Source organism: Paenibacillus sp. P36, assembly GCF_045866505.1.
GTDB lineage: Bacteria > Bacillota > Bacilli > Paenibacillales > NBRC-103111 > Paenibacillus_E > Paenibacillus_E chondroitinus.
The window spans coordinates 1,228,072-1,243,594 of record NZ_AP038372.1 but is presented as its reverse complement, the minus strand read 5'-3'; the positions used below and the strand labels follow the sequence as shown (position 1 = coordinate 1,243,594).

At 47.9% G+C, this 15,523-nt stretch carries 12 protein-coding genes and 1 other annotated feature; of the genes, 5 read left to right on the top strand and 7 right to left on the bottom strand.

All coding sequences use genetic code 11. The features are described from left to right. Positions 1-112: 112 nt before the first annotated feature. The gene (locus ACKTT9_RS05655; protein ID WP_407870834.1) at positions 113-1,033 is read left to right on the top strand and encodes a phosphotriesterase; all 921 of its coding nucleotides are present in this window, start codon (positions 113-115) and stop codon (positions 1,031-1,033) included. 299 nt (positions 1,034-1,332) lie between these two features. Here ACKTT9_RS05655 and ACKTT9_RS05650 read toward each other — a convergent pair whose 3' ends face one another. From ACKTT9_RS05650 to ACKTT9_RS05640, 3 genes are all read right to left on the bottom strand, one after another. Further along, a complete protein-coding gene (locus ACKTT9_RS05650) occupies positions 1,333-2,826 on the bottom strand; it encodes a glycoside hydrolase family 32 protein (RefSeq protein WP_407870833.1) in 1,494 nt (497 codons plus the stop codon). A 153-nt stretch (positions 2,827-2,979) separates the two neighbouring features. Continuing rightward, complete coding sequence (locus ACKTT9_RS05645) at positions 2,980-3,987, bottom strand: ABC transporter substrate-binding protein (RefSeq protein WP_407870832.1); 1,008 nt, start codon at positions 3,985-3,987, stop codon at positions 2,980-2,982. A 100-nt stretch (positions 3,988-4,087) separates the two neighbouring features. Then, positions 4,088-5,923 carry a helix-turn-helix domain-containing protein gene (locus ACKTT9_RS05640; protein WP_407870831.1) on the bottom strand — a complete coding sequence of 612 codons (1,836 nt, stop codon included), beginning with the start codon at positions 5,921-5,923 and terminating at the stop codon, positions 4,088-4,090. 156 nt (positions 5,924-6,079) lie between these two features. Between ACKTT9_RS05640 and ACKTT9_RS05635 the strand changes: the two genes are divergently transcribed. The 3 genes from ACKTT9_RS05635 to ACKTT9_RS05625 all read left to right on the top strand — a co-directional run bounded on the left by ACKTT9_RS05635 (position 6,080) and on the right by ACKTT9_RS05625 (position 8,200). Next, positions 6,080-6,640, top strand: coding sequence for a DJ-1/PfpI family protein (locus tag ACKTT9_RS05635; protein WP_315956123.1), 561 nt, complete (start codon positions 6,080-6,082; stop codon positions 6,638-6,640). Positions 6,641-7,032: 392 nt separating this feature from the next. Further along, positions 7,033-7,731, top strand: coding sequence for a hypothetical protein (locus tag ACKTT9_RS05630; RefSeq protein WP_407870830.1), 699 nt, complete (start codon positions 7,033-7,035; stop codon positions 7,729-7,731). Positions 7,732-7,771: 40 nt separating this feature from the next. Beyond that, positions 7,772-8,200, top strand: coding sequence for a DUF6516 family protein (locus tag ACKTT9_RS05625; RefSeq protein WP_407870829.1), 429 nt, complete (start codon positions 7,772-7,774; stop codon positions 8,198-8,200). A 247-nt stretch (positions 8,201-8,447) separates the two neighbouring features. Here the strand turns inward: ACKTT9_RS05625 and ileS are convergent, their stop codons facing one another. After that, the gene (gene ileS / locus ACKTT9_RS05620) at positions 8,448-11,528 is read right to left on the bottom strand and encodes an isoleucine--tRNA ligase (protein ID WP_407870828.1); all 3,081 of its coding nucleotides are present in this window, start codon (positions 11,526-11,528) and stop codon (positions 8,448-8,450) included. Between the two features lie 49 nt (positions 11,529-11,577). Then, positions 11,578-11,831: a binding site (T-box leader), on the bottom strand. A gap of 176 nt (positions 11,832-12,007) precedes the next feature. Between ileS and ACKTT9_RS05615 the strand changes: the two genes are divergently transcribed. Next, positions 12,008-12,994, top strand: a complete 987-nt coding sequence (locus ACKTT9_RS05615; RefSeq protein WP_407870827.1) for a GNAT family N-acetyltransferase — start codon at positions 12,008-12,010, stop codon at positions 12,992-12,994. An 81-nt stretch (positions 12,995-13,075) separates the two neighbouring features. Here the strand turns inward: ACKTT9_RS05615 and ACKTT9_RS05610 are convergent, their stop codons facing one another. From ACKTT9_RS05610 to phnC, 3 genes are read right to left on the bottom strand one after another with little or no spacing between them, the layout of a single operon-like run. Beyond that, positions 13,076-13,942 carry a PhnE/PtxC family ABC transporter permease gene (locus ACKTT9_RS05610; protein WP_407870826.1) on the bottom strand — a complete coding sequence of 289 codons (867 nt, stop codon included), beginning with the start codon at positions 13,940-13,942 and terminating at the stop codon, positions 13,076-13,078. A 1-nt stretch (position 13,943) separates the two neighbouring features. Then, a complete protein-coding gene (locus ACKTT9_RS05605) occupies positions 13,944-14,729 on the bottom strand; it encodes a PhnE/PtxC family ABC transporter permease (RefSeq protein WP_407870825.1) in 786 nt (261 codons plus the stop codon). Further along, a complete protein-coding gene (gene phnC / locus ACKTT9_RS05600) occupies positions 14,719-15,513 on the bottom strand; it encodes a phosphonate ABC transporter ATP-binding protein (RefSeq protein WP_407870824.1) in 795 nt (264 codons plus the stop codon). The genes ACKTT9_RS05605 and phnC overlap by 11 nt, the downstream gene beginning before the upstream one ends. Between the last annotated feature and the right edge of the window lie 10 nt (positions 15,514-15,523).

Sequence of the window (15,523 nt, the reverse complement as noted above, 5' to 3'; positions counted from 1 at the left end):
AAGTTTTCCTGATGATTCTATTGTAAAAGAATAACAGGGTGTTGCCTACTTCAACCGGTCCACTATAGACTAAAGTAGAGTAAAATCGAGGATCAAGGGGGACATCGATATTATGCTGCAAACCGTAAAAGGGCTTATCCACGAAAAAGAAGCCGGAACGATTCTCGTCCACGAGCATGTCCTAGTTGGATTTGTCGAAGATGGCAAGTTAACTCCGAACGATTACGACCGCGATGAGGTTGTCGCCTCCATCTTGCCTCTCCTGCTGCAGTTGAAGGAGGCTGGCTGCTCAACCTTCGTAGATTGTGCGCCGGAGTATTTGGGGCGTGACCCCTATGTTTTAAAAGAGCTGTCTGCCCAGTCCGGCCTGCATCTTGTGACGAACACCGGCTTTTATAAGGCGCCTTATTTGCCGCCTTTCGTTTATCAAGCCACGGAGCGCGAGCTGTCCGATCTATGGATTCGCGAAGCGCAAAACGGCATTGCAGATAGCGGTGTCTACCCTGGCTATATCAAAATCGCTTTAAACGACGGAACGTCGATCAATGAAACGCAGCAAAAAATATTGCGGGCCGCAATTCGCACCTCCTTTGAAACCGGATTAGCGATTCAATGTCATACCATCGGCGGGGATACCGCCCTACACGCGGGCGAAATTATGAGAGAGTCAGGCTTCGACCTGGAACGCTTCATCTGGGTGCATGCCCAAACCGGCAAGGATCTGACCGTCCATCAACGGTTGGCGGATGAGGGCATGTGGATTTCAATTGACTCCATTTTGCCAGGCACCTATGACAAGCATGTGGAACTGCTGCAGCAGCTTCGAAATCATGGCGTAAGCAGCGAGCAAATCCTGCTTTCTCAAGACACAGGCTGGTACACGGTTGGCGAGGAGAAAGGCGGTAATCTTCGGCCTTATCACCACCTGCTGACCGATTTCCTCCCTTATGCGGCTCAGCAAGGTTTAGATTTGGATTGGCTTACACAGTGCGTTAGCCGGAATGCTTATCGGGCGATGCGTATTCGGAACTAGAATGCTTAAAAACCCAGCAGCCCTTTAAGGCTTGCTGGGTTTTGTGTACAGGGAGCTTGAGTCCGCTATTTGCGCAGAATCCGTGTAATTCTCCGTTCCAAGAGAACTACAGGGTCTTATTTAGACTATCTGCTTGATTTTCAGCTGATATATCAACATATAGCGCCCTACAGTTCCCTCTCAGTGATCCAATCTCTACTTTCAGCGCGAATAGTGCCTTGTAGTTCCGCTAACCCTGAAGTTCAGTTAAACCCAGCACCATGTGCCAAAAAGAGAGGAGCAAGGAGCTCAAACCAAACCTACCCTAACACCCAAGCATCCAAGCTCTCGAGATGAGCTTCGCCCTTCTCGGCAAACAGCTTGATACCCAGGCTAGCCGCCGCAGGGTAAATACGGTTCGTGACGGTTTTCACTCCGTCATTGGCGAAGAGCTCGACCGACGAGCGGTCGAGGAACAGATGCAGCTTCACGCGGCCGTCCGCCATCGGCGTGAGCGGAGCTTCACTCACGCCCGCTTCGCCTGCGCCGGAGTGCGTGCGGTCCACGCTGAGCTTGCGCTCAGCGGCTGAATAGACCACCTTCGTATACTCGGTACCATCCTCGGAACAGCGAAGCAGCAAGCCGAATTCCGCTGCGCCGCCGGCTTTAGCCACATCAAAAACGGCGATTAACTCAAGCGTATCGCCATGCACACCCGCCAGCGCCACTTCCGTATCCGCGCCTATAGTCAGACCATTCACGCGTTGATGAGCTCCGCGCAAAGCCTGCAATTCCGCCACGGGTTCCATCCGCAGCGTACCATCCGCGTTAAGCTTCAACTCGCGCGGCAAGGTAAAGGCGCCCATCCAGCCCCGCTCCTGCTCGGGCATCTTGGCCCCCCAAATGTTCATCCAGCCTTGGAGGATGCGTCGGCCATGCCCGTCCATGAACGTCTGCGGCGCATAGAAGTCAAACCCGTAATCCAGCCGCTCCTTATAACCATAGCTGAATTGACCGGTCTCATAGTTCAATTTGCCGGTTAGGTACATCGTCTTCGTCGTTCCCATATTCATCGGGGAAATGACCAGCACATGATCGTCAAGGCTCCCTAACGGGAAGAGATCCGGACACTCCCACATATCCCCCATCGTTCCGTCGCTCTCTGCAGCCACTCCGAGGTGACGCCACTCCCGTAAGTTCTCAGACGTATACAATTGCACTTTACCCAAGCCGTCTTTCCCATATCCGACCACCATGTACCAGGCCCCTGCATGCCGCCACACCTTCGGGTCCCGGAACCCGAGACCGCCTTCTTCCGGAGCCCCCGCAATGACCGGGTTGCCAGCCTCTTTTCGGAAGATCAATCCGTCCGTGCTAGTTGCAAGACACTGCACTTCCACGGGCGTGCGTCCGTCAACATGCCCTGTATAAATTAACGTGAGATGACCGTTATCGTCCACTGCACTGCCTGACCAGCAGCCATGGCCGCTATTTTCTCCTGTGTCATAAAACTCCGAAGGCGCTAACGCGACTGGGAGATGTTCCCAGTTCACTAGATCTTTACTTTTGGCGTGTCCCCAATGCATGGGTCCCCATTTGGCTTCATACGGAAAATGCTGATAGAACACATGGTACTCATCTTTATAAAAGATAAGGCCATTCGGATCGTTCATCCAGCCTGCAGGAGGCATCAAATGATAGCTGAGCCTGTAACTATCTTCCTCAAGCCCATCCACCTTTTGCTTCAAAAATGCATTCGCTTGCTCTATTCGTTCCTCGTGCGCCTTATTTCGCTCTACCGCTTGCTGATCCATGTTTTCTCCTCCTGCCACGTATGTGCCAAATGTCTAACATTTCATCTTTCAAATTCTCCATCGCCCCCTAGCTAACCTTCATGTATAAAACAAAAAACCACCCCATCCAATTAAGGTAGGGTGGCCGCAGCCTGTCGCTGCCAAGCAAGCTCTTTATTTTGCACTCTTCACCAGCATATCCGTAATTAAATCCGCTTGTCCCAGAATGGAGATTGGATCGTAGTGCAGGAATGTTTTGTAGTCCAGCATATGGACTTTGTTATTTTTCACGGCAGGAAGTGTCTTCCAGATCGGGCTCTCTAGAATCTCTTTTACCTGTGCTTCTGTTGTGCCTTCGTTCATGCAGATAAAAATGTGATCGACATTCGCATACTGAGGCAGCATCTCCATGGAAAATTCAACTAGCTGCTTGCCGCTGTCAATCGCTTCTTTCTGAACAAAATCCGGCGCTTTCAGCTTCAGCATGTTATAGATGACTTCTCCGCCACGGCCATAGTTATCGCCAAGGAAGGAAATCTTTTTCTCCCGAACGTTGATGATAACGGCTGTTTCGCCCTCTTTCACCGCACCTTTGATTTTCTCACGGCTTTCTTTGGCCTTCTGCTCATACTTGGCGAGCCATTGTTCCGCTTCCTTCTGTCTTCCAAAGGTATCGCCAAGCAGTTTCACTTCTTCTCTCACATTTTTGTAGGCATTATAAGGAATAAAGACAGTTGGAGCGATTTTGGACAGCTTATCGTAGTTCTCTTCTGCAAAACCGTTAATCACGATGAGATCCGGGTTCATGGAAGCAACCTTCTCTACGGACGCAGGCGAACCGACATCCTCCATTTTAGCCTCCTGATCCTTCAAAAATGGGCTTCCCATCCACCACTCCTTACTTGCGCCGATCGGATTCATGCCTAACGCCGCCAATGTGCCATGATAGTAAGCAGCAACGACACGTTTGGGCTCTGCTGGGATTGTGACATCTCCTTTTGTCGTTTTGGCGACGAGTGTTTTCGCTGCTGCCGGAGCTGCAGAAGCTGGAGTCACCGCTGCCGGAGACGCGGATGCTGCCGCCCCCGGTGATGATGTTGGCGCCGCCGGACTGCCGCATGCACTCAAAATAAACAACATCGCAGTCACCCCTGCGGATAACCATGGTTTCATTGCTAACATAATAGGATCGACCTCTCCCTTTGATAATGAAAATTATTCTCAGTTAAATCATATCAATCAGGCCGGGAGGCCGTCCATACACATTCATGACGAGAATTGCCTACGATTGTGATGAGAGACGCTCAACAATTTCCTGTATTTGGAGCTCCAACGATAAAGGATCAAAACCGTAGAAGATCCCCCGGTCGACCTCGTACACCTGATTTTTCCTCACAGCGGTGAATTTTTTCCAGTTGGGGTGCCTTTTAAACGATTCAGCAGCTTCCAGCCAATTAGACTCGTAGTTGATTAGAAAAACATGATCAGCATCGTACTCGCTTAACTTCTCAAGAGGAACCAGACGGTTTAATATCCGCTGATGGATGATCTGCTCCTGCACGATGCGCGGAGGGCGCAGCTGCAAACCTTGGTAAATCATCGGACCGCCCATGCTTCGCAGGTCGCCATAGACATAGATTTTACCCGAAACTACTTTCATGATGATAAAAGTGTCTTGCGGGTTCAACCTGCGTGCCAGCTTCCGTCCAGCTTCAGCAATTTCACTGTCAAAAGCGTGCAGCCACGCCTCAGCCTCCTGCTGTTTGCCGACCACATCGGCGATAAAACGCAGCTGCTCACGCCAGTCCATTTTCTCTAAATCAACGACAGCGACTGGGCCTAGCTTGCGTACTTTTTTCACATCCTGCTTATGAATATTGCAGAAAATCAGGTCGGGCTGCAGCTCACCCAAAGCCTGTGTGCTTTGCTCGTCCAAGCCATCAATCAGCTTAAATTCGGCTTGACTAAGCAAGCTTTGATAATGAGCCGGCATCCACGGATCCAGAACACCAATTCGCGGAACTACGCCGAGTTTCAGCAGACTCGAAGTCATGCAGGAGTTCAGCGAGACATACTTCTTAGGCTGATGCACATAGGCGCTCGGTGATACCCCAACCAGCTGCTTGAATTTCCGGCTAAAATAATACTGACTCTGAAAGCCCACCTCTTGGGCAACCTCATGTACGTTCGATTTGGAAAGCACCAGCAGCTCACGTGATTTCTCAATGCGCAGATGGAGCAGGTAGTCGATGAAGCTCATCCCCTTCTCCTTTTTGAACAATCTCGAGAAATGCTCCGGACTCACCCCAAGCTGCTCTGCTAATTGGTCTCGTGTCAAATCGTTGCGGTAATGTTGATGAATGAGCGCTACGGCATGCTCAATGACGTTCCCCGTTTCTGTGGGCCGCTCTTCCCCGATATTCCGGCAAATCGTATCCATGATCATGTAAAACAGCAGCTGCTTCCGAAACATCTCCTGCGATTCTCCGCTCAGCTGTACGGCATCTAGCTCTTTGGTTAGTTTTAACACGCGATAAGGGGTTTGCAGTTGAATCGGTTCTTGGAAAATCGCCGGCATCTTACCTTGCCGATACGCGCCTCGTTCCGCAGAACGTTCGGCTTTCTTCAGCACCTCAAAAGCAATCCGATCGAGATGAAGATCACGGCTGCTCGTATTTACCACATGCATGCCACTGCCGGAGGGCGCATAGATAACCAAGCCATAATGCAGCGTCACTTTCCTGCCGTTCATGAATAGTTCGCCTGTCCCCTCCCGAACAATCAGAAGCATATCAACGTCCGTTACGTTCCATTCCTTTTGGGCGTAAGGCTCGTAGGTCAAAAGCTGCGCGTCCAACACAACGAAAAGCGGAGTCTCCTGCGGCACGGAGGCTATTCTCACAGCATCGCTTTCGAGAGCTTCCGTCTTTTCAACCCGCAGCTTCCCTTGCTCCTTCAAGACCTGCCGGACATTCTCGGCTTCTTCGTCAGAAAGCTTGCCCAAATGCTTGACCACTTTGTGCCGGTTACGGCCAGCCTCATCTTTGTAGGTACTGACTATTTTATAATACGTATAGGGCTTGCCATTTCTCGTGAACTGGCTTTTCTTTAGAAACACGAAGCGTCCACCGCCTTAATTTGGTGACTATGTTGGGTACTTTCTTTTATTATAAAATACATTCGACAATTCGTGTCAAATTCCACCCGTTTACAACGTTACGAGGTTTCCTCATAATTGGGAGTGGGTTACCATTCATTTCCAAGGAGTGATACGATGTCAAAGAAAATCTTAATTCTTACCGGTGATGCTGCAGAGGTTTTAGAGGTATATTATCCTTATTTCCGTGTACTGGAAGAAGGATATGAGGCTGTTATTGCTGCACCGACGAAAAAAGTGCTTCATACCGTCGTCCATGATTTTATCGATGGCTGGGAGACCTACACAGAGAAGCCAGGGCATTTGCTGCCGTCACACATCGCTTTTGCTGATGTAGATCCAAGCCAGTATGATGGACTTATCATTCCTGGGGGCAGAGCGCCGGAGTACATTCGGTCCAATGAGCATGTTCCGCGTATTCTTCGCCATTTTCTTGAAGCTGACAAGCCGCTTGGCGCTATCTGCCATGCTGCGCAAGTATTCTCCGCGTTAAAAGATAACCACTACTTTGAAGGCCGTACAATGACAGCCTATACGGCCTGCCGTTTGGATGTCGAGCAGCTTGGAGCTAAATATGCGGCAGACACGCTGCATGTGGATGGGAAATTAGTCTCGGGCCACGCATGGCCAGACTTGCCCGGTTTCATGCGTGAGTTTTTGAAATTAATCGCAAAATAATTTACATAAAAGAGGGAGGATCGCAGCCGTAAAGTGTTGGGAGCTTCCGGAACTACAAAAGACCAGTCCAAACACGCAGGTGTTAGACTGGTCTTTTTCGTGCTACTCAGAGGAACTACGATTCTCTAAGTAGCAGCAAATTGCCATCATAGCGCTTAGAACGGGTTCTGGCGTTTTTTGTTATGCATCGAGTTGTCGTTTATTTTCATTTCGTTTTCACTTTAATTCTAAGTGCATATTTTTCTCTAGGTTAATGCATATTTACATTGAATTATGAACATAATTATTTTCAATTGACATATAATTTATTATAAATATTTTCACTTCAATTTTCATTTTGTATTGTAATTAAAAATTATGGATATATAATGGAGGCATGAGGTGATATGGTAATGAGTGTGAATCTAATTGACAAAATTCAATTTGAAGAACGTAAAAATGATTACGTCGAGAGAATAATCGACACTGACTACGTTTCCACTGCTCTTTTTTTCAAGTTTCTTGTACATCTCTTGAAAGAGGCAGAGCCAGCTATGCAACAATGGAATGACAGCATTTTCAACGATAAAGAAGTCTTCAAAAAGCACTTTAAGTTCTTAATTGAGGTTATTATTCAAAAAGAAACCAATGAGATACAAGAAGTAGCTGTTCAAGAACCTGTACATGAAGAAGAAAAGTTGGTTGAACTATATTCGACCGCGGACTTGGCTAAGTTTTGTGGCGTAACGCAACAAACGATTAACAACTGGATTAAAGAGAAAAGAATTGTTGGCGTAATGAAAGATGGATACCGTGCTCACGCGAAAATTGCGGAAGATGCTCTTGTTACATTCCCAACGGGTGCCAAAATATTAGTCAGTGAATTGAAGGAAGCGTGGGAACAAGAAAACATAGAACCGGTCACGGATGAAATCACATATTTGAAATATTGCATTAAAGAATTTGAAGACAGTTATGGGGATGTTTTTGAAAAAACGTTGGGCGCTAAAACACTACTAGAACTTACACCACAAGAAGAAACTGACGCGACACAATGGAAATCTTACTTAAATAGATTGGGTAATGCGGAAGCTTCCAGTAGCGATACCTAAGAGTACCGTCTCGGTTCTGGAAAGAATGTTTCCAGGGTTAATGCAAGATACGCAAGTTCCTCTCGTCCCTTCTCCTTTCCCCGGTGGTGGTCGTGAGATTAGATTTAAGCTTGTTTTTTATGATGGTTCTAGACTTGATTGTCGTGAAATTTTCGACCCTAATTCGCAAATCAAAGAACTTTATGAGTATTATTATGATTGGTTTAATGCAGATGGAGTTCTTCTGAAGAAATTCCATGCTCACTACCACCCGAACGGCACACCTGTTGAGATAACTCAATATGACCCATGGCACTTTCATCTTAAATTGAATTTCGCAGACCAACATGGCGATAACAGGAGCTCTGCCGACCCTGAAGGAATGACGCTTCAAGATGTTCTCAAGGAGATTAAGGGATATATTGCTATTCGTCAGTATGATTGCCGTTCCGAAGAACAAAAGGTGCAAAAAGGACGAAAAAAAAGATGAAAGAGGAATGCAGCAGCTGAAATTCAGCCACCATCCCTCTTTTCCTGAACTTGCGTTACTCTTTTATCAAAAAGTTTATCATGAGTATTTTTATCAGATCCAACTCCGCTAAAAAGATATTTTGCTTTAAATAAACTTCGCACGAATAACTCCCTACAGTTCCCCTACAAGGCGAATTCCAAGCGCCCGCTCCCACCCCACAAAAGAAAAAGAGCCGCTACCCAAGTAGCAACCCCACAAGCACCAATTACTCAATGAGCAGCAAGCATTGATAACCACCGAACGAAATATCCTCCATATTCGCAGCCTGCGCATATCTGATCTCCGAGAGAAGCACGTTCTCGCGCAAAACATGATCAAAGCGCTCAATCGCAGCTTGAAGAGGAGCATCAACATGCAGCGTCAGAATGACGCGTTTTTCAATCGGCAAATCCAGTTTCTTGCGATAATCCTGAATGCCGCGGATCACCTCACGAACAAGGCCTTCCTGTTCCAGCTCCTCCGTCAGGTTCGTGTTCAACGCAACGTTGATTTGATACCCCGTTGCAGAGGCAAATCCTGCTTTGCCTTGCTTTTCCACAAGCAGCTCATCCAACGTAAGATGAATGGCTTCCCCGTCTAAGTTGACGTCCACAAAACCGCTGTCGACGGCCTGTTTAGCTTCAGTAGCAGAAAGCTGTTTCAAAGCATTTTGCAAAGGACCGACGAATTTACCATATTTCTTGCCGGCTGCTTTCAAATTCAATTTCAAATAATAATCGACGAAGGTACTTTCGCTCGTCTCCAACCGAATCTGTTTTACGTTAATTTCATCTCGGATGATGTCTTCGAACCGGCTCAGATTAAATTCACGGTCCAGTGAAACGATCAGCTCCGACAAAGGTTGGCGCGTTTTGATGCCGACTTCGTTGCGTATGTTGCGCGCTAGCTCAACGATTTGCCGAGCCGTGGCCATATCGTTTTCAAGTGTCGTATCGATTGCGGTTTCGTTCACTTTCGGGTAATCGGCCAAATGAACGCTTCCTTCGCCGCCAAGGTTACCGAAAATATCCTCCGCGATAAGCGGGATATAAGGGGCAACCATCTGTGCTAAGGTGATTAGAACTTCGCGCAGCGTTTGGTAGGCGGCAACTTTATCTTCGGTCATTTCACTGCCCCAGAAACGGTCGCGAGAACGGCGAATGTACCAATTGCTCAGCTCATCCACAAAGGCTTCCATATGCTTGGCCGGGTTCAGAAAATCGTAATCCTCCAGCCCCTTCACAACGTTCTGAAGAGTCGTGTTCAATCTGGAGAGTATCCACCGGTCTAACTCATTCTTGGTAGCTTGCTGCGGGTAGTCCTCGGCATTATATTGATCAATCAAAGCATACAACGAGTAAAAAGCGTGTGTATTATTGATCGTATCTACGACTTTAGACTTCGCTTCGGCTACAATTTGCTTCGAGAACCGCTTGCTGTTCCAGGGTGCACTGTCTGCAAGCAGAGACCAGCGGAAAGCATCCGCGCCGAATTCTTCAATGATTTCCCAAGGGTCTATCACATTCCCTTTGCTTTTGGACATTTTCAAACCATTCTCATCCAATACATGACCTGTTGAAATTACCCCTTTGTAAGGCAGCTTTCCATTATACAAGGTAGAGACGGCCATCAAGCTGAAAAACCAGCCGCGCGTTTGGTCAATGCCTTCGCAGATCATATCGGCCGGATACTGATCCGCGAACTGATTCTCGTCACCGAATGGATGATGATACTGGGCGAATGGCATCGAGCCACTATCGAACCACACATCGATCACTTCCGGCGTCCTTTCCATGGTTCCCCCACAGGAACAGCGCAATTTTACAGCATCTACATAGGGTTTATGCAGCTCCAGACTATCATCGATAGGCGTGATGGATTTTTCATACAGGTCTTTCCTGCTGCCTGGCGCATACTCTGCGCCGCAATCTTGACAAAGCCAGAGGTTCAGCGGTGTGCCCCAATAGCGGTTTCGACTGATATTCCAATCGACAAGCTCTTCAAGGAATTTCCCGAAACGGCCTTCGCGGATATGGGACGGGTACCAGTTCACTTGGCTGTTGTTCGCCAGGAGTTGGTCCTTCACAGCCGTTGTTTTGATAAACCAGCTTTCCATCGCATAGTAGAGAAGCGGAGTTTTGCAGCGCCAGCAGAATGGATAGCTGTGCTCATAACGTTCCTTGGCAAACAATAGACCGCGTTCCGACAAGCTTTTGACAATATCCACATCGCAATCCTTCACAAAACGTCCGGCAAAGTCGACAACCTCATCCGTATATCGTCCGGCAAGATTCACCACATTTACAAAATCAAGGTTATGCTGGCGGCATGTGCGGTAGTCATCCTCCCCGTGTGCAGGCGCGATATGAACGATACCCGTACCACTTGAGTCACTGACGTAATCTGCATCGACAACAATATGCCCTCGGTTCACCGTGATATAGCCAAAAGGCGGCTCATAGGAGGTCCCGACGAATTCCTCCCCTTTGTGCGTAGATAAGATCTCATAGTTCTCTTTCAATACTTTTTCGGCAAGATTTTTGGCAATGACGTAGACTTTGCCGTTATGTTTGGCTTTCACGTAGTCGATGTCCTTGTTTACTGCAAGTGCAATGTTCGCTGGAAGAGTCCACGGAGTCGTCGTCCAGGCAAGGAATATTTCCGGGCCTTTCGTACTGCGAAACTCGACTGTCGCGCTCAAATCTTTGACATCCTCATAACCTTGAGCTACCTCGTGCGAGCTGAGCGTCGTTTGGCAGTCTGGACAATAGGGACTAACCCGGTGTCCTTTGTAGAGGAGTTCTTTTTTATGAATTTCAGATAAAATGTGCCAGACGCTCTCGATGTAATCATTCGTTAAAGTCACATAGGGATGATCCATGTCTGTCCAGTAGGCGATTGCTTCTGTCAATTCGCGCCACTGCTTCTCGTATTCGAAGACGCTGACTTTGCACTTCTCAACAAATTCGGCTATCCCGTACTTCTCGATTTCCTGTTTTCCCGAAATGCCCAACTGCTTCTCCACGCCAAGCTCAACGGGAAGGCCATGTGTATCCCAGCCGGCTTTTCGCACGACACGGTAACCTGACATTGTTTTGTACCGGCCGATAAAATCCTTAATAACACGTCCTAGCACGTGGCCGATATGCGGCTTTCCGTTGGCTGTAGGCGGACCTTCATAGAAGACGAAGTTCGGTTTATCACTCCGATGATCGATCGATGCGCGGAATGTTTCGTTTTGTTGCCATTGATTCAGGATGCGCAGCTCGCGGGCCCTTGCTTTTTCTTTTACATCTACTTTTCTCATACAGGACATCCTCTCCAATTTTAAAATAAAAACAAAAAAATCCCGTCCCATAAGGGACGAGATTGTATCTCGCTATACCACCCTTGTTCCGATTGATCCATAACTCGATCCTCGGCACCTCCGCCAACGTACCATCATACGCGCCCCATGTAACGGCAGGATCCCGGGTCAGCTTACTTAAGTAGCTTCAGCTTTCCTTCTCGGAGAGGATTTTGGGCTAAGTCTTGAACGTTGGCTTTCAGCACAGGGCCAACTCTCTGGGGAACAAGGGATTAGCTTACTCGATCTCGTCAATGAATTTACTCAGAACATTCAATTAATTCATTTCTACACCTTTTTCGGTAAATTGTCAAATGAATCAGGAAAAAAGGGCTTGCATCCGAATCTTTATTTATATTCAGACTTTACCAAGAATTTCCTCTTCGCGGATGGGATAATGGCTATATCAGTTAACTTAAATGAGATGGAGGTCATCCAACGTGTCAAAGTATACGATTTGCCCGATGCGGCAACCGGACGATTATGTGGCTGTTGCACCCTTGCTGAATTTGATTTGGTCAGAGCCGACAACAGCTGAACGGCTGCAGCGAGACGAGGAAAGCATTCCCCCAGGCAAGCTGCACTACAATGAGGACGGCGAACTGATGGGATGGGACCGTCCCAAATGGGTTGCGGAAGACGAACACGGGCAAGTGGTCGGTTACGCGATGGCATGGCGAGCGCCTTGGACGGAGCCCGGAGCCTTAAGTCATACGCTTGTCGTTCACCCGAAACATCGCGGGGTTGGGATCGGAGCAGCCTTATTCGATACGCTTCATCAATGGGCTTCCGAGGTCAGGGCGTCACGATTAATTGACTACATGAGGGAAACGGACGAGAGATCGCTTGCTTTTGCGGAACGCCGAGGTTACTTCAAGGAGCGCCACACGTTTGAGTCCGTGCTGGACTTGGCATCGTTTGATGGCGGCTCACTGCATGATGCAATAAACCAAGCGGAGCAGACGGGGATTCGCTTCATTACGTTAGCAGATGAGCCAGGGGATGCTAGCGAGAATAAGCTTTATGAGTTGTACAAAATCACTCATCCGGATATACCCGGCTACTCCGGCAGCTTTCCATGGTTCGAAGAATGGAAAAAGTGGACCATCACGCAATCCGGTGTACGTCCGGAGTGGATTCATATCGCCAAGGACGGCGATCGTTACATTGGCGTTGTCACACTCCAGCAGAACGAACAAACACGGGCGATGTATCACGAGTTTACAGGCGTGCTGCCAGGATACCGAGGCCGCCGCATCGCACTTGCCTTGAAGTTGCTCGGCATACAAACGGCCACTGCATCCGGTGTTCCTTATTTAAGAACACACAACGATTCCATGAACGCCCCCATGCTGCGAATAAACCGTGATCTGCTCGGTTTCCGTGCGGAAGCCGGGAGTTATAAGATGGTGTGTGAGCTGAAGTGAGGAATTATGCTGCTTCATGCTGCCACTCAAACAAAAAGCGCATTCACCCCATAGAGTGAATGCGCTTTACGTTTTATATGTTCACCCATGAACCCTTAGCTTCTTCTTGATTTTTGCTGCAAGCAATTCAAGCAAGATAGCGAATGCAAGGATGAGATATGTGATAGCTCCGATTTCCCTCACATCGTAATAAAAGGAACTGGCCATGAACATATCGAATCCGATGCCCCCTGCTCCAGCTGCTGCTCCCATTGCCAGAGCCACCGCGAAGTTAATCTCAAATCGCATAAATGTCCATGAGATCAAATAGGACACGGACGATGGCAGCACAGCCTGAAACACGATTTGCCACCAATTGGCGCCGCTCGCTTTCAAGGCTTCTATAACCCCTTTGTCCAGTTCCTCGAACGATTCCGAATACGCTTTGACGAGATAGCTGATGGAGTGGAAAGTCATTCCGATGACAGCCGCGACGCTTCCTAGTCCAGCTGCAACAGCAAAAATTAAAACCCATAGAACGGTTGGAACCGCACGAATAAAAGCGACCCCGGCTTTAATGACGATAGATAGTTTAGGATTGGATAAATTGCGAGCTGCCAACAAGCCGAGGAACAGGGCGATGATCGAGCCGAACAACGTCGTCAAGAATGCAAGCCCCAATGTAATGGTCAACTGTTTAATAGCCTCAAAGAAGGTAATATGTTGAAAAAGCGGTTGAAAAAACATGGTTTTAACCGTTTGAGCCGTTAATGAGGCGGCTTCTACCAGGTTAATGTCCTTATAGTCAAAAGTAACAAATGCAAAAACCGTCAATAGAGCCAGAGCAGCTAATGTCAGCCGGATTACAAAAGACTGTTTGTTAAAGGGTTTCTTGGGACTCACACTCTTGAGGTGACTCCAGCTGGTGTCTTTGTTAGAGACAGCTTTCAACGATTCTTGAAGGTCCATTTTACAAAATCACCCTCCTAACATACGTAGAAACCGATTCGATGGCGAAAATCGCAAGAACGATAACGATAACGACCAGGGAGGCAGAGCTGTAATTAAGTCCTTTGTAATATAAGCTGAAAAGAAAGCCTATGCCGGTACCCGTCAAGATGCCGATTAATGTGGCCTGACGAATGTTGGTTTCCACCATGAATAGAACCCAGCTGAGCAATTGCGGAATACTGGCAGGAATGACGGATTGAAAAATAATTGGAAAATAACCTGCTCCCGTCGACCTTAAGGCTTCGACAGAGCTATTGCTTACTTCATCGATGGACTCCATAAATGCTCTTGTTAGAAATCCGAATGAGCCGAAAAAGAGTGCGAAATATCCGGTAAGTACATTTTGCCCGAAAGAAATTAACAAAATCATGGACCAAGCAGCCACATCAATGTTGCGAAACAGCGTTGCGATTGAACGGCTCACAAAGCTGAAAACTCCGCCGACGCCTGTCGTATGGGAACCAGCAATGGCGAACAACAAGGCAAATACGGCTGCAACGGCGGTTGATGCTATAGACACAAGAATGGTCTCTGATAAGCTGCTAATGATGGCGGGAAGCCGCTTCATCGCTTTTTCATTGGGATAAAAATTGCTGGCCGCCCATTCGGCTGCTTTCGGTATAGAAGTAAAACCTTTGATGACGTTATAGTCTGTAACTATGATAGCGATTAGCGTGATGACCAACAGGAAAGCACAGAAGAGCAGCGTGTTCATGCGCTTTTTGGCAAAGAAGTTATCCCGCATATTTGCCCTCCAGCTCCAGCTCTTCCGCATGCTCTTCAAGCTCCGAGCCGTAAATCAGGGAAAGCTGGTCGCGCTTGATCTGTTTCGGGGAACCATCGTAGACGATCGTTCCTTTGTTCACACCAAGGATTCGATCCGAATACTTAAGCGCTACATCCACCTGATGCAAGTTAACAATGACCGTGATGCCCATATTGGTAGAGATCGTACGTAAGTAATCCATAATGACTTTCGAGGCATTCGGGTCCAAGGAAGCAATCGGCTCGTCGCACAGCAGCATCTTCGGATTCTGCACGAGCGCGCGGGCAATGCCCACTCTTTGCTTTTGCCCACCGCTTAACTGGTCACAACGCTTGTACACCTGATCTTCCAACCCGAGAATACTCAGAATGTCAAAAGCCTGCTTTTTCTCTTCCTTGGAATAAAGCCCCAGAACTCCCTCCAACGTTGACTTGTAGCCAAGACGTCCGTGCAGGACGTTCTCGACTACGGTCAGCCTGTTCACCAAATTGTAATGCTGGAACACCATACCCATTTGCGTTCTCAGCCGTTTCAATTCGTGCTTCTTGAAATTCATAATGTTCGCGCCATCAAAAATGATTTCTCCGCTGCTTGCGTCGATCATCCGATTAATACAGCGAAGGAGCGTTGATTTGCCTGCTCCGGAAGGTCCGATAATTGAGAGGAACTCCCCTTCCTTCACAGTGAAATTAACATCTGATAACGCTCTTGTATCCGCACCGTACTGTTTAGAGACCTGCTTGAATTCCAGTAACGTTGTCATGGTTGCTCCC

Excerpts from the sequence above, each read along its gene's own strand:
- ACKTT9_RS05635 (WP_315956123.1), top strand. The coding sequence starts at position 6,080 with ATGTCAAAGAAAATCTTAATTCTTACCGGTGATGCTGCAGAGGTTTTA.
- ACKTT9_RS05630 (WP_407870830.1), top strand. The coding sequence starts at position 7,033 with ATGAGTGTGAATCTAATTGACAAAATTCAATTTGAAGAACGTAAAAAT.
- ACKTT9_RS05650 (WP_407870833.1), bottom strand. The coding sequence starts at position 2,826 with ATGGATCAGCAAGCGGTAGAGCGAAATAAGGCGCACGAGGAACGAATA.
- phnC (WP_407870824.1), bottom strand. The coding sequence starts at position 15,513 with ATGACAACGTTACTGGAATTCAAGCAGGTCTCTAAACAGTACGGTGCG.
- ACKTT9_RS05605 (WP_407870825.1), bottom strand. The coding sequence starts at position 14,729 with ATGCGGGATAACTTCTTTGCCAAAAAGCGCATGAACACGCTGCTCTTC.
- ACKTT9_RS05610 (WP_407870826.1), bottom strand. The coding sequence starts at position 13,942 with ATGGACCTTCAAGAATCGTTGAAAGCTGTCTCTAACAAAGACACCAGC.
- ACKTT9_RS05625 (WP_407870829.1), top strand. The coding sequence starts at position 7,772 with ATGCAAGATACGCAAGTTCCTCTCGTCCCTTCTCCTTTCCCCGGTGGT.
- ileS (WP_407870828.1), bottom strand. The coding sequence starts at position 11,528 with ATGAGAAAAGTAGATGTAAAAGAAAAAGCAAGGGCCCGCGAGCTGCGC.
- ACKTT9_RS05655 (WP_407870834.1), top strand. The coding sequence starts at position 113 with ATGCTGCAAACCGTAAAAGGGCTTATCCACGAAAAAGAAGCCGGAACG.
- ACKTT9_RS05645 (WP_407870832.1), bottom strand. The coding sequence starts at position 3,987 with ATGTTAGCAATGAAACCATGGTTATCCGCAGGGGTGACTGCGATGTTG.